Origin of the sequence: Paeniglutamicibacter sulfureus (genome assembly GCF_030512175.1) — a bacterium.
GTDB lineage: Bacteria > Actinomycetota > Actinomycetes > Actinomycetales > Micrococcaceae > Paeniglutamicibacter > Paeniglutamicibacter sulfureus.
The window spans coordinates 1,599,071-1,623,165 of sequence record NZ_JAULBL010000002.1 but is presented as its reverse complement, the minus strand read 5'-3'; the positions used below and the strand labels follow the sequence as shown (position 1 = coordinate 1,623,165).

General features: G+C 65.9%; 21 protein-coding genes and 3 tRNA genes. 8 read left to right on the top strand and 16 right to left on the bottom strand.

Annotated elements, in window-relative coordinates:
* Positions 1-122: 122 nt before the first annotated feature.
* The 6 genes from Q2T94_RS14105 to Q2T94_RS14080 form a co-directional block, all read right to left on the bottom strand.
* Positions 123-821 (bottom strand): VTT domain-containing protein, encoded by a 699-nt coding sequence (locus Q2T94_RS14105; RefSeq protein WP_302265116.1) that lies wholly within the window; start codon positions 819-821, stop codon positions 123-125.
* A gap of 110 nt (positions 822-931) precedes the next feature.
* Positions 932-1,005, bottom strand: a tRNA-Met gene (locus Q2T94_RS14100).
* Between the two features lie 71 nt (positions 1,006-1,076).
* Positions 1,077-1,148: transfer RNA gene (locus tag Q2T94_RS14095), tRNA-Thr, on the bottom strand.
* A 174-nt stretch (positions 1,149-1,322) separates the two neighbouring features.
* Positions 1,323-2,462, bottom strand: coding sequence for a DUF6226 family protein (locus Q2T94_RS14090; protein WP_302265114.1), 1,140 nt, complete (start codon positions 2,460-2,462; stop codon positions 1,323-1,325).
* Positions 2,463-2,576: 114 nt separating this feature from the next.
* Positions 2,577-4,607 (bottom strand): DEAD/DEAH box helicase, encoded by a 2,031-nt coding sequence (locus tag Q2T94_RS14085; protein ID WP_264271448.1) that lies wholly within the window; start codon positions 4,605-4,607, stop codon positions 2,577-2,579.
* Positions 4,608-4,932: 325 nt separating this feature from the next.
* The gene (locus Q2T94_RS14080; RefSeq protein WP_302265113.1) at positions 4,933-5,622 is read right to left on the bottom strand and encodes an MOSC domain-containing protein; all 690 of its coding nucleotides are present in this window, start codon (positions 5,620-5,622) and stop codon (positions 4,933-4,935) included.
* 146 nt (positions 5,623-5,768) lie between these two features.
* Between Q2T94_RS14080 and Q2T94_RS14075 the strand changes: the two genes are divergently transcribed.
* Together Q2T94_RS14075 and Q2T94_RS14070 are read left to right on the top strand one after the other, a co-directional pair.
* The gene (locus Q2T94_RS14075) at positions 5,769-6,206 is read left to right on the top strand and encodes a hypothetical protein (protein ID WP_264271438.1); all 438 of its coding nucleotides are present in this window, start codon (positions 5,769-5,771) and stop codon (positions 6,204-6,206) included.
* A 59-nt stretch (positions 6,207-6,265) separates the two neighbouring features.
* Complete coding sequence (locus tag Q2T94_RS14070) at positions 6,266-7,453, top strand: amidohydrolase (protein WP_302265112.1); 1,188 nt, start codon at positions 6,266-6,268, stop codon at positions 7,451-7,453.
* An 82-nt stretch (positions 7,454-7,535) separates the two neighbouring features.
* On the opposite strand, the gene Q2T94_RS14065 is transcribed toward Q2T94_RS14070, so the two are convergent.
* Positions 7,536-8,693: a cystathionine gamma-synthase gene (locus tag Q2T94_RS14065; RefSeq protein ID WP_264271436.1), complete on the bottom strand. Its 1,158-nt coding sequence runs from the start codon at positions 8,691-8,693 to the stop codon at positions 7,536-7,538.
* 17 nt (positions 8,694-8,710) lie between these two features.
* Positions 8,711-10,087 (bottom strand): cystathionine beta-synthase, encoded by a 1,377-nt coding sequence (locus Q2T94_RS14060; RefSeq protein ID WP_302265110.1) that lies wholly within the window; start codon positions 10,085-10,087, stop codon positions 8,711-8,713.
* 96 nt (positions 10,088-10,183) lie between these two features.
* Between Q2T94_RS14060 and Q2T94_RS14055 the strand changes: the two genes are divergently transcribed.
* Positions 10,184-11,176, top strand: coding sequence for a DNA-3-methyladenine glycosylase family protein (locus Q2T94_RS14055; RefSeq protein ID WP_302265109.1), 993 nt, complete (start codon positions 10,184-10,186; stop codon positions 11,174-11,176).
* Positions 11,177-11,190: 14 nt separating this feature from the next.
* On the opposite strand, the gene trxA is transcribed toward Q2T94_RS14055, so the two are convergent.
* Positions 11,191-11,562 (bottom strand): thioredoxin, encoded by a 372-nt coding sequence (trxA, locus tag Q2T94_RS14050; protein ID WP_264271433.1) that lies wholly within the window; start codon positions 11,560-11,562, stop codon positions 11,191-11,193.
* A gap of 339 nt (positions 11,563-11,901) precedes the next feature.
* Between trxA and Q2T94_RS14045 the strand changes: the two genes are divergently transcribed.
* Positions 11,902-12,315, top strand: coding sequence for a hypothetical protein (locus Q2T94_RS14045; protein WP_264271432.1), 414 nt, complete (start codon positions 11,902-11,904; stop codon positions 12,313-12,315).
* A 184-nt stretch (positions 12,316-12,499) separates the two neighbouring features.
* On the opposite strand, the gene Q2T94_RS14040 is transcribed toward Q2T94_RS14045, so the two are convergent.
* A tRNA-Tyr gene (locus tag Q2T94_RS14040) sits at positions 12,500-12,581 on the bottom strand.
* Between the two features lie 158 nt (positions 12,582-12,739).
* Between Q2T94_RS14040 and Q2T94_RS14035 the strand changes: the two genes are divergently transcribed.
* Complete coding sequence (locus Q2T94_RS14035; RefSeq protein WP_264271431.1) at positions 12,740-13,228, top strand: YajQ family cyclic di-GMP-binding protein; 489 nt, start codon at positions 12,740-12,742, stop codon at positions 13,226-13,228.
* A gap of 117 nt (positions 13,229-13,345) precedes the next feature.
* Here Q2T94_RS14035 and htpX read toward each other — a convergent pair whose 3' ends face one another.
* Entirely contained in the window at positions 13,346-14,218 is an 873-nt protein-coding gene (gene htpX, locus Q2T94_RS14030; RefSeq protein WP_264271430.1) for a zinc metalloprotease HtpX, read from the bottom strand.
* 106 nt (positions 14,219-14,324) lie between these two features.
* Entirely contained in the window at positions 14,325-15,605 is a 1,281-nt protein-coding gene (locus tag Q2T94_RS14025) for an MFS transporter (RefSeq protein WP_302265106.1), read from the bottom strand.
* A 91-nt stretch (positions 15,606-15,696) separates the two neighbouring features.
* On the opposite strand from Q2T94_RS14025, the gene Q2T94_RS14020 reads away from it, so the two are divergent.
* Positions 15,697-16,125 carry a Fur family transcriptional regulator gene (locus Q2T94_RS14020; RefSeq protein WP_264271428.1) on the top strand — a complete coding sequence of 143 codons (429 nt, stop codon included), beginning with the start codon at positions 15,697-15,699 and terminating at the stop codon, positions 16,123-16,125.
* A 40-nt stretch (positions 16,126-16,165) separates the two neighbouring features.
* Entirely contained in the window at positions 16,166-17,680 is a 1,515-nt protein-coding gene (locus Q2T94_RS14015; protein WP_372342959.1) for a catalase, read from the top strand.
* Positions 17,681-17,848: 168 nt separating this feature from the next.
* Here Q2T94_RS14015 and Q2T94_RS14010 read toward each other — a convergent pair whose 3' ends face one another.
* Positions 17,849-19,246, bottom strand: coding sequence for an FAD-dependent oxidoreductase (locus Q2T94_RS14010; RefSeq protein WP_302265104.1), 1,398 nt, complete (start codon positions 19,244-19,246; stop codon positions 17,849-17,851).
* Between the two features lie 284 nt (positions 19,247-19,530).
* Here Q2T94_RS14010 and rarD point away from each other — a divergent pair, with 284 nt between their 5' ends.
* Positions 19,531-20,487, top strand: coding sequence for an EamA family transporter RarD (gene rarD / locus Q2T94_RS14005; protein ID WP_302265103.1), 957 nt, complete (start codon positions 19,531-19,533; stop codon positions 20,485-20,487).
* 172 nt (positions 20,488-20,659) lie between these two features.
* Here rarD and gabT read toward each other — a convergent pair whose 3' ends face one another.
* The 3 genes from gabT to Q2T94_RS13990 all read right to left on the bottom strand — a co-directional run bounded on the left by gabT (position 20,660) and on the right by Q2T94_RS13990 (position 24,010).
* A complete protein-coding gene (gene gabT / locus Q2T94_RS14000) occupies positions 20,660-22,000 on the bottom strand; it encodes a 4-aminobutyrate--2-oxoglutarate transaminase (RefSeq protein ID WP_264271424.1) in 1,341 nt (446 codons plus the stop codon).
* A gap of 295 nt (positions 22,001-22,295) precedes the next feature.
* On the bottom strand, positions 22,296-22,433 hold the full coding sequence (locus Q2T94_RS13995; RefSeq protein WP_302265101.1) for a methionine/alanine import family NSS transporter small subunit: 138 nt from the start codon (positions 22,431-22,433) through the stop codon (positions 22,296-22,298).
* A complete protein-coding gene (locus tag Q2T94_RS13990; protein ID WP_302265100.1) occupies positions 22,430-24,010 on the bottom strand; it encodes a sodium-dependent transporter in 1,581 nt (526 codons plus the stop codon). The genes Q2T94_RS13995 and Q2T94_RS13990 overlap by 4 nt, the downstream gene beginning before the upstream one ends.
* Positions 24,011-24,095: the final 85 nt, after the last annotated feature.

The following is a 24,095-nucleotide window of genomic DNA, read 5'->3' as shown; positions in this document are numbered from 1 at the left end:
CGACATGACCAACGCCACACCCGCCCGCGTGCGCGAATCACCCGGCGCCCTTCGGCATCCGGCCCGGTGTTCAGCCCGTGGGCCGCGGATGCACGGGCCGAACAACGATCCCGCAGCCCGCGCTAGTCGGCGGCCCTCCGTCGCCGTCCACCCAGGAGAAGTTCAAGGCCGATGGGAATCACCGATAGAAGCACGATGACCAAGAAGATCAGGTCGATGTTTTCACCCACCCATTCATACTGCCCGAGCCAGAAGCCCAGCAGGGTGACACCGACGCCCCATAACAGGGCTCCGAGCAGGTTGTAGAGGACGAAGGTCCTGTAGGTCATGTGGGCGACCCCTGCGGTGACGGGCACGAACGTCCGCACGATGGGGATGAAGCGAGCCAGCACCACCGCCCTGCCGCCAAAGCGTTCAAAAAACGCATGCGCCTTTTCGACGTACTCCTGCCGGAAGAAGCGTGAGTCGGGCCTCTTGAAGATCGCGGGGCCGGCCTTGCGCCCAATCAGGTAGCCCGTCTGGTCCCCGACAAACGCTGATACAAATATCAGGGCAGCGAAGAGCGGCAGGTTGACATCCAGCGCCCCGGTGGCGATCAGCAGCCCGGCGGTGAAAAGCATGGAATCGCCCGGCAGGAAGAATCCGACGAGCAGGCCGGTTTCCGCAAAGACGATGCCGCAAATCAGCAGGATGATCCACGGGCCGAGAGCCGGATCGCGCAGGAATACATCGGGATTCAGCCAGTCAGGCAGAAAGCTGGCGGTGGGTGGCCGCACCAGTGCCGCGGCGAGCGTTGTCGGCAGGTTTGCAAATGGACTCACCGCACAACCCTATGGCATCGTGTGTCAAACACGACCGGGTCGGGCCCGGATCCACGTACCGCCGGGAACAAAAAATCCCCGTCCTCACAAGGAAGACGGGGATCAATCTGTAGCGGCTCCGGGACTCGATCCCGGGACCTCACGATTATGAGTCGTGCGCTCTAACCAGCTGAGCTAAGCCGCCACGAATGGTAAAGCCCGCGTCCGCGTCCGATTCTCTTTCGAGCCGACTAAGACGCGGGCCATTCCATTCAGAGCCCCCCACCGGAATCGATCCGGTGACCTCGTTCTTACCAAGAACGCGCTCTACCACTGAGCTAGGGGGGCAACGAGTAAGAACTCTACCAGCAATTTTCTGCGCTGTGAAATCGGGATGGCACTTTGTGACCGAGCACACAAAAGCGGCCGGAAGGGGCAGGTCAGGCATCGATTGGCGCCCGCTTTCGGTGACCTAAATCACCGGGTGATTTTGGGTCTTCGGGCGGCCGGCTGCACCGCTCTTCAGGACAATGCCCGCAAAGGCCACGGGTGCCAGCCACCGGGCACCTTTTCCAGCATGGTCCTGGCCTCGTCAAGGTTCTTGTTCGGGTCGGCGGATCTTTCCCCGCCGCGGGACGAGTTCCCGTCGGGCGCCGTCAGCCGGAACTGGATCCACGGCTGGCCGCCGACGTCGTAAATGCGCTCGGCGAATCCCCCGGCCGCGACTCCGAGCACCAGGTTCTCCAGTTCGTCTCCGGCACTTTGCAGCGTTTCGTCGCAGGCATCGCAGCCGCATGAGGGGACGACGAAGTCGTGCGCGGCGCCGGCGTAGACCCGCACGGTCGGTTGCCCGCCTTCGGTTGTCGATTCGAGGCGCATGGGTGTGGCCAGGGGGTCTGCGGGAACCAGGGTGATGCGCGTGCCGTCCTCCAGTTGCGCATCCTCGCGCCGCACCTGGTAGTTGGACTCGAGGTGTGCGGCCAGAGCCCGCACAAGCTGGCCAAGCCCGGCAAAGCGCTCGGGGTGGCTGATGCGTTCGTAGCTGTCCTCCGGGGTTTCCCCGTCCGCCCAACGGCGTCCGTAGTTGATGGGAACGTCGTCCTCGTCGCGGTAGACGGCTTCCTCCAGCAGCGGGCGCCGGTATGGGGCGGGCACGGCCTCGGAAGGGCGCGGAACCGGGTTCAGCGGCACCAGCTTGGGCACCACCTGGGCAAGCCACTGCTCCAGCAGCGCCGCGGCCCGCTCCACAGCCTGGTCACCGCCCTGGGCCACGGCATCGATCATCACCCGCGGGTCGTAGTAACGGTCGAACGCGCCGACCATCATCTGCCCCGGAGTCGTTGATTCCCAGCGGACATCCTCCCGCGCCTGGGCCACGGCGTTGCCCAGGAAGATCTCCGCGGCCAGCCGCAAACCGCCCGCCGGCTCCAGGGCCCGCCGGTGGTCGTGGATGAAATGCAGCAGTGCCGCCATGTCGCGGGCCAGCCGCACAGGCTCCTCGCCGTGCTTCCGGGCATAGGCGGCGAAGTCGTCCCAGCCCGGATAATGCCTGATGCCCACCAGTTCGACATCCGCTGCAAGATCGGCTCCGGGGCCCGGGACCCTGCGCGTACCGGGCCGGGACCTGGCCGGTGCATCGAAGATCGGCGGTTGCGTGTCCATGCCCGGATCCTACCAACCAATGCGGATGCCGGGGGAATGACAAAACCCCCGGCGGCGGCGTGCCCCTTGTCTCCAGGAACACGCCCCCACCAGGGGTCATTGTCTCTTTAGTGCTTAGTAGTCGCGACGACGCGGGCCACCGGTGCCACCGGCGGTGCGGGGCTTGCGCGAGGAGCCGCCGAAGCTGCGCTCTCCGGCACCGGCACCGGCGTTGCCGCGGTAGCCACCGCTGCGCTCGCCACCGGCGTTGCGGTCGTAGCCGCCACGGCCGCCTTCGGAGGAGCCGCCTTCGGTGCGACGGTCGTTGCCACCCCGGTAGCCACCGCCGCCACCGCTGCGTGCGCCACCCTGGTAGCCGCCGCCACCGCCACGGCCTCCGCCGTAGCCGCCGCGTCCGCCACCCTGGTAACCGCCTTCGCGGCCACCTTCGCGGTCGGACTTCGGGCTGCGGCCGTTGTCCAGCTCGAGGTGGATCAGCTCGCCGCCGATGCGGGTGCGGGAGAGCGAGCGCAGCTGGTCCGCGGAAAGATCTGCCGGCAGCTCAACCAGGGTGTGGTCGGCACGGATGTCGATGCCGCCGATCTGGGCGGAGGTCAGGCCGCCTTCGTTGGCCAGTGCGCCAACGATGGAGCCGGGCATGACGCGCTGGCGACGTCCCACCGCGAGGCGATAGGTGGCGTTGCCTTCGGTCAGGGCGCGGGACGGGCCGCGGGAGCCGAAGCCGTCCTTGCCGCCGCCTGCCAGGCGGGCCTGCTTGGCCGGGGCCACGGGCAGTTCCTGCATGAGCAGCGGGCGGCCGCCCTGTGCCATGTGTGCAAGGGCCGCGGCGATCTCGACCTCGGTGATGTCCTCGTGCTCGGCTGAGTACTTTTCCACCAGGTTGCGGAAGACGGTCAGGTCCTGCGAGGAGATGGTCTCACCGATCTGGTCGGCGAACTTGGCCAGGCGCTTGTCGTTGACGGCGTCGACGCTGGGCAGGTGCATGTGCTCAACCGTCTGGCGGGTGGCCTTCTCGATCGCACGCAGCAAGTACTTCTCGCGCGGGGTCATGAAAAGGATCGCGTCGCCCGAGCGGCCGGCACGGCCGGTGCGGCCGATGCGGTGGACGTAGGACTCGGTGTCGTGCGGGATATCGAAGTTGATCACGTGGGACACGCGCTCAACGTCGAGGCCGCGGGCCGCGACGTCGGTGGCGACCAGGATGTCGATCTTGCCATCGCGAAGGTTCTCGATGGTGCGCTCGCGCTGCTGCTGCGGGATGTCGCCGTTGATGGCGGCGGCCGTGAAGCCGCGGGACTTGAGCTTGTCGGCCAGGTCCTCGGTTGCCATCTTGGTGCGCACGAAGGCGATGACGCCTTCGGACTTTTCCGACTCAAGGATGCGGGTCATGGCATCGAGCTTGTGGGCTCCCATGACCTGCACGTAGCGCTGGCGGATGTTGGTGCCGGTCGAGGTGTTCGACTTGACCGAGACTTCCTGCGGGTTGCGCAGGTACTGCTTGGAGATGCGGCGGATCGAGGACGGCATGGTGGCCGAGAACAGCACCACCTGCTTCTCTTCCGGGGTGGCCTCGAGGATCTTGTCGACCTCTTCGGCGAAGCCCATGCGCAGCATCTCGTCGGCCTCGTCGAGCACGACGTACTGCAGGTCCGAGAGGTCCAGGGAACCCTTGTTGATGTGGTCGATGACGCGGCCCGGGGTGCCGACGACAACCTGGGCGCCGCGGCGCAGGCCTGCAAGCTGCGGGCCGTAGGCGGATCCGCCGTACACGGGCAGGACGGTGAAGTCGCCCATGTGCTTGGCGTAGGAGGTGAAGGCCTCGGCGACCTGGAGCGCGAGCTCGCGGGTCGGGGCCAGGACCAGGACCTGGGTGTTGCGGGCGGTGCCGTTGAGGTCGGCCAGTTCGGCCATCTTCGACAGGGCCGGAAGGGCGAACGCGGCGGTCTTGCCGGTGCCGGTCTGGGCAACGCCGACGACGTCGCGGCCTTCGAGCAGCAGCGGGATGGTGGCTGCCTGGATCGGGGAAGGCTTTTCGTAGCCCAGGTCGGAGACGGCGGCGAGAACGCGGCCGTCAAGACCCAGGTCGGTGAAGAGAATCGAATCTTCTTCGGTCTTGGCTTCGGCGGTGGGCTGGTTTTCGGACATGTCGGTAGACACGGAGAATTACCTCATTCATAGGGGCGGAATAGACCCCGTATCAACGAGGTTCCGCAGCACAATCGGACGCAATCACTTTGGTCCGGCGACTCCCCTATGAAAGCAACAACCCGCAAGTATTTGGCGGGCTCACACACGACGAGCTTCTGCCTCAAGAATTGGGCAGAATGCGAGGGAAGCCGGATACAGTGAACTCCCTAATACTATCGTCCCTCGCGCAACTTGGGGGACTTGAGCCCGGTGAGGTTGCGCACACGGGCCTTCCCTGCCGGTCGATGATGTGCCTGGCATGGCCCCCTTTCGGCTCCGCCGGTCACTGCCCCGGTTCTCTCCGCGGCAGTGCGCGCAGGACCTTGGCAGGTAGCTGGCTGCCGCTGGCCTGTTGGTGTTCCAACAGCCGCCGGGCCTGTTCCAGGGTGGGCCCGACGAAGATGTCGCGCACCCGCACCCCGTGTTCCGGACGCGAGATCACCGCGATGCCGTCCCCGGCGGCGATCTTCCCGGTCCTGACCACCTTCAGGAAACAGCCGACGTCGCCGCGATCGGTGAACCGGCGCACCCAATTCTCCTCCCCCAGGTGCCGGGCGAATGTCGAGCAGGGAATCCGCGGGCTGGTCACTTCCAGCACCACGGCCTTGCCGATGGCCCAGCGCTCCCCCACCACCGCGTCGGTGGTGTCGATCCCCGAGACCCGCAGGTTCTCACCGAACAGGCCCGCGGGGATGTCCCGGCCCAGCTCGCCGCCCCAGCGTTCGGCCTCGGTGCGCGAGTAGGCGTAGACCGCCTGGTCATGGCCGCCGTGGTGTTCGCGGTCCACCAGCACATCCGCATACAGGCCCATCTTGCGCACCTTGACCGGGCCGTCGATCGGGCGCTTGTCGATGGCGGTGGTGCCCACCGGCCCGGCATCTGACTTCAGGGCATGGACAACGCACACCGCCTCAAGCGTGCCGTGGGCAACGGGACCCGCTGCAAGGTCAGCGGATTCGGGGGAAACACTCATGGCATGAATCCTATAAGAAGTGCGGGAGATGGCCGTGTGGATCTTGCGCCGCCCGGAAAGATGCGAGCCGCGAAATCCGCCGCGGGACAATCATCGGGTAACCTGCGGTGCATGGAGAAGCCTGAAAACCATTCCGTGGCCGCCGCGTGAAAAACACGAAACCCGTGCTCCCGCCCTCTTTGCGTGCCGCCCGCTGGTGGTGGAGCGCCGCGGCGATTTCCGCCCTGGCGTTCGCCGGCGGATTCTTCCTCAATGCCGCCACCCGCCCCGGGAACGAGGCCCCGGGCTTTTGGGGCGCGGGCATCGCCCTGGTGGGCCTGGGCCTGGTCATCGGCTATTGCACGCTCCAGCTCTGGCGCGGGAAGCTGTCCGGCCGGATGTCGCTGATCTGGTGCGGGGTCATTGTGGGCATCCCGCTGCTGACCCGCGGGGTGCGCGTGGGGATCTTCGGCGCGCTGCTGCTGGTGGGCGTGGCCCTGCTTTTCAGCCCGGGCACGGTCAAGTACTTTGCCCCGCAGTCCAAGGCAGCCCGCGCGCAGCGCAAGGCCGAACGCCAGCGCCGCAAGCGGGAAAACGCCGGCTGACACCACGCGGGTCGGCGCCCTGCATATGAGGCGGCGGCAAACCATGGAAGAGTGCCATCATGAGTACCTTTGCCATCGCCAATGCATTCATCGTGCCCATCGCCGGGGAGAAATTCACCGGCACCCTTCTGGTCAAGGACGGGTTGATCGCCGCCCTGGGTCCCGACCTGCAGGTCCCCGGGGACACCCCGGTCTTTGATGCCGAGGGCGCGTGGCTGCTGCCCGGCTTCATCGACGCGCATGTGCACCTGGGCATGCATCCCGAGGGCGAGCACGAGGCCGGGTCCGACGTGAACGAGATGACGGATCCGAACATGGCCGCGGTGCGTGCCATCGACGCCATCGACCCCTTCGACCCGGGCTTCGACGACGCGTTGGCCGGCGGGGTGACCACCGTGAACGTGAATCCCGGATCCGGGAACCCGATCGGCGGGCAGACCGTGGCGATCCACACGCACGGGCGCTACGTGGATGAGATGGTGCTGCGGGCCCCCAGCGGCATCAAGTCGGCCCTGGGTGAGAACCCCAAGCGCATTCACGGCGCCAAGGACAAGACCCCCTCGACCCGGTTGGGCAACGCCATGGTGATCCGCCAGGCGTTCATCGAGGCACAGAACTACCTGGCCGCCAACGACCCGGCCAAGCGCGACGCAAAGCTGGAGGCCCTGGGGATGGTGCTGCGCCGCGAGATCCCGTGGCGCCAGCACTGCCACCGCGCGGACGACGTGGCCACCGCCCTGCGCCTGGCCGCGGAGTTCGGCTACGACCTGGTCCTTGACCACGGCACCGAGGCCCACGTGATCGCCGACGTGGTGGCCGGGCGCAAGGTGCCGGTGCTCATCGGCCCGCTGTTCACCACCAAGTCGAAGGTGGAGCTGCGCGGTCGCTCACTGGCCAACCCGCGGCGGCTGGCCGAGGCAGGGGTCGAGATCTCGATCATCACTGACCACCCGGTGGTCCCGATCAATTTCCTCATCCACCAGTGCACGCTGGCTGTAAAGGAGGGACTGGATGCGGACACCGCGCTGCGGGCAGTGACCCTGAACCCTGCCAAGGTGCTGGGCCTGGCCGGGAAACTGGGCTCGCTCGAGGCCGGCAAGGACGCGGACCTGGTGCTGTGGAGCGGGGATCCGCTGGATGTCATGTCCCGGGCCGTGCGCGTGTGGATCGGCGGGAAACAGGTCATGGAGTACGACGCAGCCACCCGCACCCCGGTGGTGGCCTCCCGCAAGGTCGTGCCCGAGTAGGACCCAACAAAAACGGGCGGTGCCGCGGGGGAATCAATCCCTCCGCGGCACCGCCGGTCCCTTGTTGCCGTTCGGTTGCCGCCTAGAGCTTGGCGAAGGCCTGCTCGAGGTCGGCGATCAGGTCCTCGACGTCCTCAATGCCCACCGAGAGGCGCAGCAGGTTCACCGGAACCGCCAGCTCGGTGCCCTTCACCGAGGCGTGGGTCATTTCCGAGGGGTAGTTCATCAACGATTCGATGCCGCCCAGCGACTCGGCCAGGGTGAACACGCGGGTGGCCTCGGCCACGGTGCGTGCCGCGTCCTCGCCGCCGGTGAACTGCACCGAGACCATGCCGCCGAAGTCGCGCATCTGCGCCTTGGCCAGCTCGTGGCCCGGGTGGGTGGGCAGGCCCGGGTAGTGCACCGCCTGAACCTCGGGGCGCTTTTCCAGCCACAGGGCCACGGCCATCGCGTTTTCCGAGTGGGTGCGCATGCGCACGCCCAAAGTCTTCAGCCCGCGGGTGGTCAGGAACGCGTCCATCGGGCCGGAGACAGCGCCGACGGCGAACTGGATGAAGCCGATGGCCTCGGCCAGCACCGGGTCCTTGACCACGATGGCGCCGCCGACCACGTCGGAGTGCCCGCCGATGTACTTGGTGGTGGAGTGCACCACCACGTCGGCACCCAGGTCCAGCGGCTGCTGCAGGAACGGGGAGGCGAAGGTATTGTCGACCACCAGCAGGGCGCCGGCGGCGTGGGTGATCTCCGCGATGGCCTTGATGTCGGAGATGCGCATCATCGGGTTCGACGGCGTCTCCACCCAGACCAGCTTGGTCTTGTTGGCGGCGATGGCAGCCTTCAGCGCCGCGTGGTCGGACATGTCCACCGGGGTGTTGCCGATGCCCCAGCCGCCCAGGACCTTGGAAATCAGCCGGTAGGTTCCGCCGTAGGCGTCGTTGCCCAGCACGATGTGGTCACCGGGTTCGGCCAGCGCACGGATCAGCGAATCCTCGGCGGCCAGGCCGGAGGAGAAGGAGTAGGCGTGGGTGCCGTTTTCCAGCGCGGCGAGCTGCTCCTGCAGGGCGTCGCGGGTGGGGTTGCCGCCGCGGCCGTACTCGTAGCCGGCCCGCAGGTTCCCGATGCCGTCCTGGGCGTAGGTGGAGGAGAAGTGCAGCGGCGGGACCACTGCCCCGGTGCGCGGCTCGAATTCCTGCCCGGCGTGCACGGCGCGGGTGTTGAATCCTTGGATGTTTTCAGTCATGTCTGGACGCAACTTTCTTAGTGGGTGAGGTAGGTCAGCAGGTCGTGGCGGGTGATGACCCCGACGGCCGCCCCGTCGTCGGTGACCAGCAGGGCGTCGTGCTCGGAGAGCCGTTCCTTGGCGCGGTCAATGGTTTCGTGGATGCCGATCAGCGGCAGCGCGGTGGTCACCAGCGGTCCCACCGGGTCGGTGAGGGAGATCTCGTTGCGGAACAGCTTCTCGGTCAGCGTGCGCTCGTCGATGTAGCCGCGCACCTCGCCCAGGCGGACCGGGGGCTCGGCCGAAAGCACCGGGAGTGCCGAGACGCCGTATTCGTTCATGACGCCGATGGCGTCGCGGACGGTTTCATTCAAGTGCGTGTGCACCAGGTCGGGCAGGTCGCCGGGCTTGGCGGAGAGCAGCTGGCCCACGGTGTCGGCGGAGTCGTCGCGCAGGAAGCCGTAGGAGCGCATCCAGGCGTCGTTGAAGATCTTGCCCAGGTAGCCGCGGCCGCCGTCGGGCAGGATCACCACGACGATGGCTTCGGCGGGAAGGTCCTTCGCCGCCTGCAGCGCCGCGACCACTGCCATGCCGGAGGAGCCGCCGACCAGCAGACCCTCTTCCTTGGCTAGGCGGCGGGTCATGGCGAACGCGTCGGCGTCGGTCACCGCGATGATCTCGTCGGGCACCGCCGGGTCGTAGTTGCCCGGCCACATGTCCTCGCCGACGCCCTCGACGAAGTAGGGGCGGCCGGTGCCGCCGGAATAGACCGAGCCGTCCGGGTCCGCGCCGATGATCCTGACCGGGCCGGAGGCGCGGTCGGCGGAAACTTCCTTCAGGTAGCGGCCGGTGCCGGTGATGGTGCCGCCGGTGCCGGCGCTGATGACCACGTGGCTCAGCATGCCGTCGGTGTCATTCCAGATTTCCGGGCCGGTGGTCTCGTAGTGGCTCTCCGGGGCGGCGGGGTTGGAGAACTGGTCGGGCTTGTACGCCCCGTCGATCTCGCGCACCAGGCGGTCCGAGACGCCGTAGTAGGACTCCGGGGAATCGGGGGCCACCGCGGTGGGGGTCACCACCACCTCGGCGCCATAGGCGCGCAGCACGTCGCGCTTTTCCTCGCCGACCTTGTCGGGGGTGACAAAGATGGTCTTGTAGCCCTTCAGCTGGCCGACCATGGCCAGTCCGACGCCGGTGTTGCCGCTGGTGGGCTCAACGATCGTTCCGCCCGGGAGCAACTTCCCGTCGGCCTCCGCGTTTTCCACCATTTTCAAGGCAATGCGGTCCTTGATGGACCCGCCGGGGTTCAGGTATTCGAGCTTGACGAGGATGGTTGCCTCGATGCCGTCCGTGACCGAATTGAGCTTGACCAGCGGGGTGTTCCCAATCAGGTCCAGGATTGTGCGCGCATACTTCATGGCGATCACTCTACCGGCGGCGCGTCACATTCCGGACGCCGTTCGTAGTGAATCTTCATGCGTTGGAGGCGGGGGCACCGATGAGAGTATTGAGGCATGCCCAATTCCCCTTCGACCCCGCTGCCGGCATGCGACGCACAGGCTTCATGGAAGCCGAACGGCCCGTATTCCCTGCGCCAGTCCCTGGGCATCCTGCAGCGCGGAGCCCGCGACCCCGCCACCCGGGTCTCGGAAAACGGCGCTTGGTTGTGCTTCCACACCCCGGTCGGTCCCGTTACCCTATTGGCCACCCGCACCGCCGGCATCGACGCCGAAGTCCTGCTCCGCGCCTGGGGACCGGGTGCCGCGCACGCGGTGGAGCGCGGACTGCATCTGTTGGGCGCGTACGACGACTGGAGTGCCTTCGACGCCGCGGAAACCCGGAACCTGCTGCACCCGATCGTGCTCCGGAGCCGAAAGTCGAATCCGGGGCTGCGGTTCCCGTCCACCGGGCGTATCTTCGATGCCCTGTTTCCGGCGATTCTCGAGCAAAAGGTCACGGTGATCGAGGCAAACTACGCCTGGCGCCACCTTTGCCTGGCCGTCGGCGACCTGCCGCCGGGTCCCGCGCCGGCGGGAATGCGCCTGCCGCCGACGCCGACTGCAGTCCGTTCGCTGCAGCCGTGGCAATGGCACCAGGCGCGAGTGGATTCGAAGCGCTCCGCGACAGCACGCCGGGCGGCGGCCGCGGCCAATGCCCTGGAGCGCTGGGCGTTGATGGATCTGGGTGCCAGGAGGGAGAACGCCATGGGCGCCGGGACCCTGCATGCCGCCCTTGAATCAATACCCGGAGTGGGTCCGTGGAGCATTGCCGAGGTTCTGCAGCGCACTCATGGAGCTGCCGACCATGTTTCGGTGGGTGATTTCCACCTGGCTGCCTTCGTCGGGCAGGTACTCACCGGTCGCCGGGTCGACGATGCCGGGATGCTCGAATTGCTGGCGCCCTTCACCGGGCATCGCCAGCGCGTGGTGCGCCTGATCGGGCTTTCCGGGCAACGCAAGCAGGCGTTTGGCCCGCGCCTGGCGCCGATGGACCACCGACGCCGCTAGGGCGCGGCGGAAGCCTACTGGGCCTGCGCCTCTTGCTCGGCGATCTGCGCGTGGACATGCTGCATGTCGATGCCCTTCACGGCCACGATGAGGTCGTCCAGCTGAGAGGCGTTCATCGCGCCGGGCTGCGAGAAGACCAGGACTTTGTCGCGGAACGCCATCAACGTGGGGATCGAGGTGATGTTCGCAGCGCGTGCCAGCCCCTGTTCGGCCTCGGTGTCCACCTTGGCGAACTTAACGTCGGGGTACTTCTCGGATATCTCGTCATAGACCGGGGCAAACTGGCGGCACGGTCCACACCACTCCGCCCAGAAATCTACGAAGACAATGTCATTCTCATCCAGCGTCGTCGTGAACTCAGACTCGGTGATATTGATAGTAGCCATATACCAACGGTACCGCGAGATGCCGAAGTCGCCGCAGTCGGCACCCCGTTTTTGGCTTTCCCTTGCTGTTTTCACGCCTCCGGATCCAGGTTATCCACAAGTTTGTCGGCCGGCGTCCGGCCGTGCGCACGCGGCCGTATGCTCGAGGAAAGGCCACGGCCAACCCAGGAGGCAGCCATCCACCAAAGCATCGGGCGAAAGGCGGGCAGCTGTACTCCCGCCCGGTTCGCCGGCCAGTCCCGGTGTCCCGATCGGCGCACCGGATTCCACGGATAACAGGAAGGATGCATCCTGACCCGGACCGCGTAGACGCGTTGCGGGTCGGCTGCCAACACGGACATGACACGCTGCACCTTGTTGCTGATAACGACCGGGGAATCCGGGCGCAAGGCACTCTCCGAAGGAATGCTGCTGGCGGAGCGCTACGTTGACGCACTGCCCATGGATTTGGCCATCGTTGAATCCACGCCCTTCGCAGTTGCACCCGCGCTGCGGATCCAGGAAAAGGTTTCCCTTCCCGTCCCCTTGGAAGACACCACCTCTGCGGCAACGGCCGTTGGACCGCTACAGGCCATCTGGAACGGCACGCGGTGGCTGACTCCCGGTTCGTGCCCTCCCAAGCCGCTGGAAGACCATGGAGCCACAGAATGGCAGTGGGCGCACTACCACGCGGTGCTGTCCGCCCCGAGGGATTCAATCATGTTGCTCTGGGACATCTACGTAGTCCCGATGAACGAAAAGATGGCCGCTTGAAACTTGGGCGGCGGGAAATTTGCGTTGGATGTTGAGTGGGTCACGTCCAGTAAGGAATTCCCGCCGCCCGACCTCTTGATACGCCTCGCCCAATAATGGTCCCACCTGCACCATCGGGGGTTCAGGGCACGAAAAAGCCCGTGTCCAAATCTCTTGGATTTGAACACGGGCTTCATTCATTCGGTGGCAGATACTGGATTCGAACCAGTGAAGGCGTTGCCAGCTGATTTACAGTCAGCCCCCTTTGGCCGCTCGGGTAATCTGCCGAATTGTTCCCTTCGGAACGAGTAGAAACTCTACATGACGTTTTCCCAAGAGTGCAAATCGAGGGTTTCCCGGCGCGTCAGACCCCGGGTTTTCCGGGGTTTTGCGGTGCCCCGGTAGTCTTGTAGGCAAAGCACAATCACCACCCAAGGAGGCTCACATGGCGAGCGATTCAACTTTTGATGTTGTCAGCAAGGTCGACAGCCAGGAAGTGTCCAATGCACTAAACCAGGCGCAGAAGGAAATTGTCCAGCGCTACGACTTCAAGGGCATTGGAGCCGAGATCGACTTCAGCGGCGAGAAGATCCTGATGAAGGCCAACTCCGAGGAACGCGTCAAGGCGGTTCTCGACGTGTTCCAGTCCAAGCTGGTCAAGCGCAACATCTCGCTCAAGTCCCTGGAAGCGGGCGAACCCTTCCCCTCGGGCAAGGAATACCGCATCGAGGCCTCCATTGTGGAGGGCATTGCCCAGGACGTGGCGAAAAAGATCAACAAGCTCATTCGTGACGAGGCACCCAAGGGCGTGAAGTCCACCATCCAGGGTGACGAGCTTCGCGTGTCTTCCAAGTCCCGCGACGACCTGCAGGCCACCATGACTCTGCTGCGCGGCTTTGAGGAAGCAGACCTGCAGTTTGTGAACTTCCGCTAAACGGACTTCACGGCGGCGAGATTCGGCCGCAGACAAAGGGAGGCTGTCATCACTCGCCGGTGATGACAGCCTCCCTTTGCGTTGACGCCCGGCATGGGAAAGGAAGCGGGCGATCGCTTAGTAGCCCAGCGAGCGGCCAGCCATCCTTTCCAGCCGGGCAACGCGGTCGTCCATCGGCGGGTGGGTGGCGAAGAGCTTCTTGGCCCCGCCAAGGAACGGGTTGGCGATCATGAGGTGCGAGGTGTTGACCAGGCGCTGGTCATCGGCCGGCAGCGGGGCGCGCTGCACCCCGCTCTCGAGCTTGCGCAGTGCCGAGGCCAGCGCCAGGGGGTCGTTGGTCAGCTTGGCGCCGTCCTCGTCCGCGTCGTATTCGCGGGTTCGGCTGATGGCCATCTGGATGACGGTGGAGGCCAAGGGCGCCAGCAATGCCAGGGCGATCATGGCCAGGGGGTTGGCATTACGGCGGTCGCCGCCGCCGAAGAAGAGCATCATTTGGGCCACGGACGTGATGACTCCGGCGACGGCCGCGGCCACCGAAGAGGTGAGGATGTCGCGGTTGTACACGTGCATGAGCTCGTGGCCCAGCACCCCGCGCAGCTCGCGTTCGTTCAGCAGCTGCAGGATGCCCTCGGTGCAGCACACCGCGGCATTTTCCGGGTTGCGCCCGGTGGCGAAGGCGTTTGGCGCTTGGGTCGGCGAAACATAGAGGCGCGGCATGGGCTGTTGGGCGGCAATGGAGAGCTCGCGCACGATCCGGTGCATCTCGGGCTGTTCTGCCTCGGTGACCGGGTAGGCCTGCATTGAGCGGATCGCCAGCTTGTCGCTGTTCCAGTATCCGTAGGCGGTGGTCGCCACGCCGATAAGGGCGAAGATCCAGATAAAACTGCTGCTTCCGGTCCCCGAAGCCAGCAGGGCGCCAATGGCCAGCAGCAGCGCGAACATGCCGCCGAGCAACCCCGCCGTCTTCAGGCCGTTGTTGTGATTGTGCACCGTGTTTCTCTCCTTGGGGTACGGTCCGGCCGCCGGGGGCCGGGTCTGGCATTCAGTCTAGTAAACGCACCTGAGAGCGTGCTTTGTTCCCGCCGGGGATTCGGTCTCAGGGAGCTGGGTGCCGCGCGTCGTACCGCAGGAATCCCGGCTCCCAGCGCATCAATGCGGCTGCTGCAACGATGCAGGCGATGCCGCCGGCCAGCAGGGTCCACCCCTCGCCGATGCCCCCTGCCACCGAACCGGAGAGCATTTCCCCCAGCCGTGGCCCGCCGGCAACCACGACGATGAATACACCCTGCAGGCGCCCGCGCAGGTGGTCGGGGGTGGCGGTCTGCAGGATGGTGGTGCGGAAGACCGAGGAAACGGCGTCCGCGACGCCGGCCAGCGCCATGCAGGCGGCCGCGGGCCAGAGCCAGGCACCGGCCGAGCCGTCGAACGGGACCGGGCTGCGTGCGGCCAGGATGACGACCATGCCGAAAAGCCCGATGCTCGCACCCCACGCGCATACACAGAGAAACACTGCCGCGCCCTGGCGGTGGATCCGTCCCACGGGCCCGGAAAACAGTCCCGCCAGGAACGCGCCCATGGCGGTTGCAGCCAGGAGAACGCCCATGGTCAGTTCACCGCCGCCAATGAGCACTGCGCCAATGGCGGGAAGCAGCGCCCGGGGTGCGGCCAGGACCATGGCCGCGATGTCGATCAGGAAGGTCATGCGCACATTGGGCTGGGTGCCCAGGAACCTGAAGCCCTCGATGACCGAACGCAGCCCTGCCCTGGCCGGCGTGCCCTCCGGGGGCAGTGCCGGCAGCTTGTAGACGGACCACACCGCGGCGCCATAGGTGAGCACGTCGATGGTGTAGGTCCAGCCGAAGCCAATCTGGGCCACCAGCAGCCCGCCGAGCAACGGGCCGGTCATCTGGGCGATGCCGAAGGTGACCATGTTCAGCGAATTGGCCGCCGGCAGGAGCTTGAGCCCGACGATCGCCGGGATGATGGCTCCGCGGGTCGACTGGTTGATGCCCCCGGCACCGGAGTGGATGGCCACCAGCCCGTAGAGCACCCAGACGTTGTCCACGCCCAGCCAGGCCTGGGCTGCAATGGCAGCGGTGGTTGCCCACAGGACCATGGCGGAGGCCAACGCGACCTTGCGGCGATCGTGGGCGTCGGCGACGGAGCCGCCATACAGGCCCGTCAGCACCAGCGGCACCAGCGCGAAGGCGCCCAGCAGGCCGACGTAGAGGCTGGAGCCCGTCAGCGCGTAGACCTCGAGGCTGACCGCCACGAGGGTGAGTTGTCCGCCGACCGCCGAAAGCGTGTTGCCGATCCACAACCGCTTGAAGGCCGGGCTTTGGCGCAAAGGTGTCAGGTCGGCAAGGAGTCGGGCCACGGATTGAGTCTAGCGACATGCTCGGCGACTCTAGCGACATGCTCGACGACACGGTCCTCTTATCTTGACATATTCAAAATAAGACGGTGGAATGGATCACATGGACTATTCGGCACAGATGCGCGAGCTGGGGCTGCGGGTTACCCGCGGACGCCTTGCCGTGCTCGATGCCGTGGAGAGCCACCCACACTCCTCGGCGGAGAGAGTTGTCGCCGCGGTCCACCAGGCGTTGCCGGATGTTTCCATCCAGTCCGTCTACAACGTGCTTAATGATCTGACGGAACAAGGCATATTGCGGCGGTTCACTCCGCCGCACTCAGCGGCCCTCTATGAGACCCGCGTCAATGACAACCACCATCACGCCATTTGCACCAGTTGCGGCCGGATCGAAGACGTGGAATGCGCGGTGGGCCACGCCCCCTGCCTGACCCCTTCGGACAGCCACGGCATGGAAATCCAGATTGCCGATGTCCTTTACCAGGGCATCTGTGAAGACTGCAGGAAAACCGGCGCGGCCTAGCCGCCCGCCGGGGAAGCCGGCAGAAGAGTTACCAACCCACATGAAGAAGGAGAATCTCTTGAGCGAGAACTTCACCACCACCCAGAGCGGCGCCCCCGTTGCCAGCGATGCCCATTCGCTGACCTCCGGCCCGGACGGCATTACCGCCCTCCACGACCGCTACCTCGTCGAGAAGCTTGCCGCGTTCAACCGCGAGCGCGTGCCGGAGCGCAACCCGCACGCCAAGGGCGGCGGAGCCTTCGGTGAATTCACCGTCACCGAAGACGTCTCGAAGTACACCCGTGCAGCCGTCTTCCAGCCGGGCGCCAAGTCCGAGACGCTCTTGCGCTTCTCCTCGGTCGCCGGCGAACAGGGATCCCCTGACACCTGGCGCGACGTGCGCGGCTTCGCACTTCGCTTCTACACCACCGAGGGCAACTACGACGTCGTGGGCAACAACACCCCGGTGTTCTTCATCCGCGACGGGCTCAAGTTCCCCGACTTCATCCACTCGCAGAAGCGCATGGGCGCCTCCGGGCTGCGCGACGCGGACATGCAGTGGGACTTCTGGACCCACTCCCCCGAGTCCGCACACCAGGTGACCTACCTGATGGGCGACCGCGGCCTGCCGACCTCCTGGCGCGAAATGAACGGCTACGGCTCGCACACCTACCAGTGGATCAACGCCGAGGGCGAGCGCTTCTGGGTGCAGTACCACTTCCACTCCCGCCAGGGCGTGCACAACATGTCCAACGAAGAGGCCGAGAAGCTTGCAGGCTCCGACGCCGACTTCTACCGCCGCGACCTGTTCGACAACATCGAGGCCGGCAACTTCCCGACCTGGGACGTCAAGGTCCAGATCATGCCGTACGAAGAGGGCAAGACCTACCGCTTCAACCCGTTCGACATGACCAAGGTCTGGCCGCACGCGGACTACCCGTTGATCCCGGTTGGCCACTTCACGCTGAACCGCAACCCGCGCAACTTCTTCGCCGAGATCGAGCAGGCAGCGTTCTCCCCGTCGAACCTGGTCCCGGGCATCGACATCAGCCCGGACAAGATGCTGATGGCCCGCGTGTTCTCCTACCCGGATGCACAGCGCAACCGCATCGGCACCAACTACAACCAGTTGCCGGTCAACCAGCCGCACGCTGCCACGGTCAACAACTACATGCATGAGGGCTCCATGCAGTACCACTTCAACGACGCAGACGCCCGCGTCTACACCCCGAACTCCTTCGGCGGCCCGGCTGCACAGCCCGAGCGCGCCGGCGAGGGCGGCTGGGAAACCGACGGCGAAATGGTCCGCTCCGCGCAGACCCTGCGCTCGGAGGACGACGACTTCGGCCAGGCAGGCACCCTGTACCGCGAGGTCTACGATGCAGCTGCCAAGGAGCGCTTCCACGCGACCCTGCTGGGCCAGTGCCAGGGCATCACCATCGAGTCCATCCGCGAAGGCTTCTTCCAGTACTGGACCAACGTCGATGCGAACCTCGGTTTGATCCTGCGCAACGCCTACGCTGCAGGCGTTGCCGGCTCCACCGACGGCGCCGCGGAAATGGCCGGCAAGGCCTAACCTGCCACCGTTGGCATCTCAACGACGACAAAGCGGCCCGTCCTCCTTCGGGAGGGCGGGCCGCTTTGTCGTCGATCCGGGACCGAAAGTTAAGAAGAACAAGGACCCGCCTTTTCCGCTACTTCGAAAAATACGGGTCCCTGCCCAGGTACAGCTTAGCCCGGCGAACTAGTCCCGGGAGATCCTGACCATTTCCTCGCGCTCCACGACCTTGATTCGGGCCCGGTCGACCGGTCCGTTGGAGGTCTGCGTGGGGGTCGCTGCGATGCCGAGGGAAATCTCGTGCGCGTCCAGCTTCTTCCAGCCCTCCCAGGTCGTGTATTCAACACCGCGCGACTCCAGCAACTTGATGATCGCGTCCTCGTCGGGGTTTGACGCAACCGGCAACGACAGTCGGTCCTCCAACAGGTTCCCGATGGTCTCCAGGGCATCGCCCTTGGTGTGGCCGATCAGGCCCACGGGGCCCCGCTTGATCCAACCCGTGGCGTAGAGCCCCGGCACATGGGAGCCGGCGGCGTCCAGCACCCGGCCGCCCTCGTTGGGGATGACTCCGCGCTTGTCGTCGAACTCAAGCTCGGCGAGCTCGGAGCCGAGGTAGCCGATGGCGCGGTACACGGCCTGGACCGGGTAGTCGATGAATTCGCCGGTGCCCCGCACGTTGCCGGTGCCGTCGAGCTCCTGGCGCTCGAACTTGATGCCGGCGACCTTGCCGTCCTGGCCCAGCACCTCGATCGGGTTGTGCAGGAAGTGCAGGTGCAGGCGGCGCGAGGCGCCGGTGTCCTGTTCCTCCACGATCCAGTTGGTCAGCGTGTTGACCATGGTCTTGACCTGGTTGTTGGACTTGATCAACGCATCGGAGGCCTCGTCGAACTCGAAGTCCTCCGGATAGAGCACGATGTCGACATCCCGGCTGTGGCTCAGTTCGCGCAGCTCCAGCGGGGTGAACTTCACCTGGGCGGGCCCGCGGCGCCCGAAGATGTGCACGTCGGTGACCGGAGAATTCTTCAGGCCCGCAAAGACGTTCTCCGGGATCTCGGTGACCAGGAGGTCCTCGGCGTGCTTGGAGAGCACGCGGGCCACGTCCAGGGCCACGTTGCCGTTGCCCAGGACGGCGATTTCCTTGGCCTCCAGCGGCCAGCTGCGCGGCACGTCGGGCTGCCCGTCGTACCAGGAAACGAAGTCCGCGGCCCCGAAGGACCCCTCCAGATCGATGCCCGGGATGTCCATGCGGGCATCCTTGATGGCACCGGTGGCGAAGATGACCGCGTCGTACATGTCGCGGATGTCGTGCAGCTTCAGGTCGCGTCCGTAGGTCACGTTCCCCAGGAAGCGGATGTCCCCGCGGTCCAGGACCTTGTGCAGCGCATTGACGATTCCCTTGATGCGCGGGTGGTCCGGGGCCACGCCGTAGCGGATCAGGCCGTAGGGCGCGGGGTAGGCATCGAGCAGGTCGATGCTCACCTCGAATTCGCGCTCCGCCTTGGTGAGAATGTCGGCAGCATAGACGCCAGCCGGACCTGCCCCGATGATGGCGACACGGAGCGGGCGAACTGCTGAATCGGACACGAGGGGTTCCTTCCGGAGAATGATCATGGGACGCACAAATAGCGCACGCCACGCTAGTCTAATTGGCCACGGCCCCTAAACGTGAACCGGTGTGCGCATGCTCACGCTCCCCGGGACCGGATCCGCATGATGCAGGCCCCCGGCATGCCGGGCCCGAGCGGCCCGTCATCCGGGGAGTTCGGTCCCGCGATAGGCTCGGTTCGGCGCGCAGGCCGCGCACCGATCCCCGACCAGCGTGCACGCGCACCCGGAATGGAAACCATGCAATCCCGGTTGAAGAGACCATGACCCCTACGCCCTCCCCGGCCACGACGACCACCGCGGCTTCGAGCGCCCCCGCAAACGAGCGCAACGCGGGATTGCTCCAGGGCCTGGGCGCCTACGGCCTGTGGGGAATGCTTCCGCTGTATTTCCTCACCATTGCCATCGCCTCCCCCGTGGAAATCGTTGCCGGGCGCATCGTCTTTTCGCTGGTCTTCTGCGCGGTCCTGCTGCTGGCGACCAGGAACTGGCGTCGGTTCATCGCGCTGGGCCGCGACCGCCGGGCCATGGCACGCCTGTGCGTGGCTTCGGTCCTCATTGCGGTGAACTGGCTGACGTACACCTACGCGGTGCTCAACGGTCACGCGGCGGAAGCCGCGCTGGGGTACTTCATCAATCCCCTCGTGTCGATCGCCCTGGGTGTGCTCTTCCTGAAGGAAAGGCTGCGCCGGATGCAGTGGGTGGCCATCGGGTTCGGCCTTGCCGCCGTCACGACGCTGTCGTTCGCCTACGGCAACGTGCCCTGGGTTGCGCTGGTGCTGGCGTTCTCCTTCGGCCTGTACGGCTTCGTGAAGAACCGGGTGGGCCGCACCGCCACCGCGCTGACCTCACTGAGCATGGAGACCGCGATCCTGGCCCTCCCGGCCCTCGGGTTCATGGCATGGCTGGTGGCCACGAACACCGACACGGTGCTTTCCTCCGGACCTGCGCACTTCTGGCTGATGGCCTCCAGCGGGATCATCACCGCTGTTCCGTTGCTGCTCTTCGGGGCTGCCGCTCGCCGCCTGCCCCTGACCGCCATCGGCACCCTGCAGTTCCTGGCCCCCATCCTGCAGTTCGTCGTGGCGCTGGTGGTCTTCAAGGAACCCATGCCGCCGGAGCGCCTCATCGGCTTCTCGCTGGTCTGGGTCGCGGTGATCCTGCTGTGCATCGACATGGCGCGCTTGCCCCGTCGCATCGTGCCCGTCAAGGTGGCATAGGGACTCCATTCCCGGGAGCGTCGACGTCGCAAGACGTGCCGGGCGCCCCTCCGTTTCCGAGCCGCCTCGGTTGTGTCCGCCGGGCCCGGGCACGAAGAAAGGAGCCGGTCGGTTGTCCACGTGAACTGGACAACTTTCCGGCTCCTTTCCCGGTCTTGCGCTAGCGCATGGGCTAGACGTTGGCGCGGATGGCCTTTTCGAGCACCTCGAACGCCTCGGCCAGCAACTCGTCGCCGATGACCAGCGGGGGAAGCAGGCGGATGACGTTGCCGTAGGTGCCGCAGGTGAGGATCAGCACGCCCTCGGCCAGGCAGTCGGCGGCAATCTTCTTGGTGATCTCCGCGTCCGGCTCGGTGCCTCCGGCCTTGACGAGCTCGATGGCCACCATGGCGCCGCGTCCGCGGACATCCCCGATGACCGATACCTCGGACTGGAGCTTGCGCATGCGGGTGAAGAACTGTTCCTCGATCTCACGGGCACGGGAAGCCAGGTCATGCTCTTCCATGTAGCGGATGGTCTCCAGCGCCGCCGCCACGGCAACCGGGTTGCCGCCGTAGGTGCCGCCCAGGCCGCCCGGGTGGACCGAGTCCAGCAGGTCGGCCCGGCCCACGATGCCCGAGAGCGGCATGCCGCCGGCAATGCCCTTGGCCACGGTGATGATGTCCGGGACGATGCCCTCGATGTCCGAGGCGAACCAGGCGCCGGCGCGGCAGAAGCCTGCCTGCACCTCGTCGGCGACGAAGACGATCCCCTGTTCCCTGGCCCACTCGGCCAGGCGCGGCAGGAAGCCCTCCGCCGGGACGATGAAGCCGCCCTCGCCCTGGATGGGCTCAATGATGATGGCGGCGATCTGGTCGCCGCCAATCTGCTTCTCCATGGCCAGGATGGCGCGCTCTGCGGCTTCCTTGCCGGAGATGTTCGGGTTTTCCTCGCGGAAGGGGTAGCTCATCGGCATGCGGTAGATTTCCGATGCCAGCGGGCCGAAGCCGCGCTTGTAGGGCGCTGCCTTGGCCGTCAGGCCCATCGTCAGGTTGGTGCGGCCATGGTACGCGTGGTCGAAGGCGACCACCGCGGTGCGGCCGGTGGCCACGCGGGCCACCTTGATGGCATTCTCCACGGCCTCGGAACCGGAGTTGAAGAAAACGGCCTTCTTGGCGTGGGTGCCCGGGCTGATCTCGGCAAGCTTCTCGGCCAGCTCCACGTAGCCCTCGTACGGGGTGACCATGAAGCAGGTGTGGGTGAAGCGGGCCGCCTGTGCGGCGACGGCTGCTGCGACCTTCTCGTTGGAGGCGCCGACGGACGTCACCGCGATGCCCGATCCCAGGTCGATGATCGCGTTGCCGTCGACGTCCACGATGATGCCGCCGTCGGCGTCCGCCACGTAAACGGGCATGGCCGATGCCACGCCCAGGGCGACGGCGTTGGTGCGGCGGGCCGCGAGCTCCACCGACTTGGGGCCGGGGAATGCGCCGTTGATGTGTCGCTTTTGCTCGATGCGGTAGGTGATGCCCATGAACGTTCGGTCCTTTCCCGGACCTGGCTCCCGGTGCCGGGACCACTGCGGTCCCGGCACCGGGGGCACCATGGAACCCGGTGTCTTGGTGGTCTTTACTACCCAGTAGCCTATGCCGCGCGCAACAGCGCCCGCCAGTGAATTTGGCACAGTCGGAATCCCGGATTCCAGTGCAAGTGCACAGGCGGGATCGGACTCTCCCCTTAAGCACGATCGGTCCGTTGCGGCTGCAGGAAAATCCTGCTGCCGCAACGGACCGATCAATGGATTGACGTATGGCTACACGTCGGAGTCCTTAGAGTTCCGGCGCGTTTTCCTGGGGCAGGCGGCCCTCGTCCTCGGGGTGCCTGGCCAGGTTGACCAGGGCGAGCCCCAGCCCGCCCCACACTGTCAGGATGGAGATCACCAGAAAGGTGATTGCGATGGGAGTCATCGTCCTTCCTCCTTTTCTTCCGCGGCGATCAGTGCCGCGTATTCGGGGTCGTGGTGCAGCTTGGATTTGGGGCTCCACGGGATGAGCGTGAGCACCACGGCCACGACAACCAGCGCGGCGGCCATGCCCCAGCCAAAGACGCCGACAAACCATGCCGGGTAGTCCTCGTAGGTTGTCCCGATCTTCGAAATGAACTCGTTGATCAGGATGTAGCCCAGCACCACCGGCGCCACTACTGCGACCAGGCCGATCCAGACGGTGCGCATGCGCACCGAGGAGACCTTGTTCAGGTGGTCCGAGAGCATGGGCAGCTTGCGCAGGACCCAGGCAACCAGGATGACGGCAACCAGCGCGCCGGCCAGGATGCCGAAGCTGTTCACGAAGGCGTCAAAGGTGTCAAGCAGATACAGGCCGGTGGCGGTCGGGAAGAGTAGCAGCGAAATGAACGCCACCGGGATGCTGACCGCCAGCGAGGCCTTCACGCGCGGCCAGCCCATCTTGTCCTGCACCGCGGCGACAATGACCTCGAGGATGGAGATCAGCGAGGTGATCCCGGCGAAGACCAGGGAACCGAAGAAGAGTACGCCCATCAGCCCACCCAGCGGTGCCTCCGAGACGATCGTCGGGAAGGCGATGAAGGCGAGTCCGATGCCGGGCACCGCGACGTCGCCCACGGCCGAGCCGGCGGTGAAAGCCATGAAGCCCAGCGCGGCGAAGACGCCGATGCCGGCGAGGATCTCAAATGCCGAGTTGGAGAACGCGACGACCATGCCCGAACCGGTCAGGTCGGTCTTGCGCTTGAGGTAGGAGGAGTAGGTGACCATGATGCCGAAGGCCACCGAGAGCGAGAAGAAGATGTGGCCATAGGCTGCCGCCCACACGCCCGGGTCGCCCAGTGCGGCCCAGTCCGGGGTGAAGAAGGCGTTCAGTCCATCGATGGCACCAGGCAGGAAAAGGGACTGGGCAACCAGCAACACGAACATCACGACGAGCAGCGGCAGGAAGAAGCCGTTGGCCCGCGAGATCCCCTTGCGCACGCCGGCGACCATGATGCCGATGACGGCGATCCAGGTGATCAGCAGCGGCCAGAAGACACCGGGCACGAAGTTGAAGCCGACGTTGACCGTCTCGGAGACCCCGAGGAATTCGCCGGTGAAGAAGGAGCCGGCATCGTCGCCCCAGGCCTGCGTCACCGAGAACCAGGTGTACATCGCGGCCCAGGCAATGATGACCGCGTAGTAGATGGCGATGATGAAGCAGACGAGTACCTGCCACCATCCCAGGACCTCGGCGCCGCGGTGCATGCGTCGGTAGGCCAGCGGCGCGGATCCCCGGAACTTGTGCCCGATTGCGTAGTCGAGGAAGAGCAGCGGGATGCCCGCGCTCAGCAGTGCGGCAAGGTACGGAATCAGGAAGGCGCCACCGCCGTTTTCGTAAGCGATGTACGGGAAGCGCCAGATGTTCCCGAGGCCGACGGCCGAGCCGATGGCGGAAAGAATGAAGAGTTTTCGCGAGGAGAAGGTTTCCCTGCCCACGGGTGCCGCCAGTGGCGTCCCGCCCGAAGATGCTGTGGTCATGCACCTACGTTAACCCAAAACTCGACCTGACTATAGGTGTTGGCCGTTTTCATATCCCGTTTCGGGTGCTGTCCGTCGTACTAAT

Bases quoted from the DNA above. Each gene is read 5' to 3' on its own strand.
- Q2T94_RS14085 (WP_264271448.1), bottom strand. From the start codon at position 4,607: ATGTCCGAAAACCAGCCCACCGCCGAAGCCAAGACCGAAGAAGATTCG.
- Q2T94_RS14065 (WP_264271436.1), bottom strand. From the start codon at position 8,693: ATGACTGAAAACATCCAAGGATTCAACACCCGCGCCGTGCACGCCGGG.
- Q2T94_RS13990 (WP_302265100.1), bottom strand. From the start codon at position 24,010: ATGACCACAGCATCTTCGGGCGGGACGCCACTGGCGGCACCCGTGGGC.
- Q2T94_RS14080 (WP_302265113.1), bottom strand. From the start codon at position 5,622: ATGAGTGTTTCCCCCGAATCCGCTGACCTTGCAGCGGGTCCCGTTGCC.
- Q2T94_RS14060 (WP_302265110.1), bottom strand. From the start codon at position 10,087: ATGAAGTATGCGCGCACAATCCTGGACCTGATTGGGAACACCCCGCTG.
- Q2T94_RS14020 (WP_264271428.1), top strand. From the start codon at position 15,697: ATGGATCACATGGACTATTCGGCACAGATGCGCGAGCTGGGGCTGCGG.
- Q2T94_RS14045 (WP_264271432.1), top strand. From the start codon at position 11,902: ATGACACGCTGCACCTTGTTGCTGATAACGACCGGGGAATCCGGGCGC.
- gabT (WP_264271424.1), bottom strand. From the start codon at position 22,000: ATGGGCATCACCTACCGCATCGAGCAAAAGCGACACATCAACGGCGCA.
- Q2T94_RS13995 (WP_302265101.1), bottom strand. From the start codon at position 22,433: ATGACTCCCATCGCAATCACCTTTCTGGTGATCTCCATCCTGACAGTG.
- rarD (WP_302265103.1), top strand. From the start codon at position 19,531: ATGACCCCTACGCCCTCCCCGGCCACGACGACCACCGCGGCTTCGAGC.
- Q2T94_RS14035 (WP_264271431.1), top strand. From the start codon at position 12,740: ATGGCGAGCGATTCAACTTTTGATGTTGTCAGCAAGGTCGACAGCCAG.
- trxA (WP_264271433.1), bottom strand. From the start codon at position 11,562: ATGGCTACTATCAATATCACCGAGTCTGAGTTCACGACGACGCTGGAT.
- Q2T94_RS14015 (WP_372342959.1), top strand. From the start codon at position 16,166: ATGAAGAAGGAGAATCTCTTGAGCGAGAACTTCACCACCACCCAGAGC.
- Q2T94_RS14090 (WP_302265114.1), bottom strand. From the start codon at position 2,462: ATGGACACGCAACCGCCGATCTTCGATGCACCGGCCAGGTCCCGGCCC.
- Q2T94_RS14070 (WP_302265112.1), top strand. From the start codon at position 6,266: ATGAGTACCTTTGCCATCGCCAATGCATTCATCGTGCCCATCGCCGGG.
- Q2T94_RS14055 (WP_302265109.1), top strand. From the start codon at position 10,184: ATGCCCAATTCCCCTTCGACCCCGCTGCCGGCATGCGACGCACAGGCT.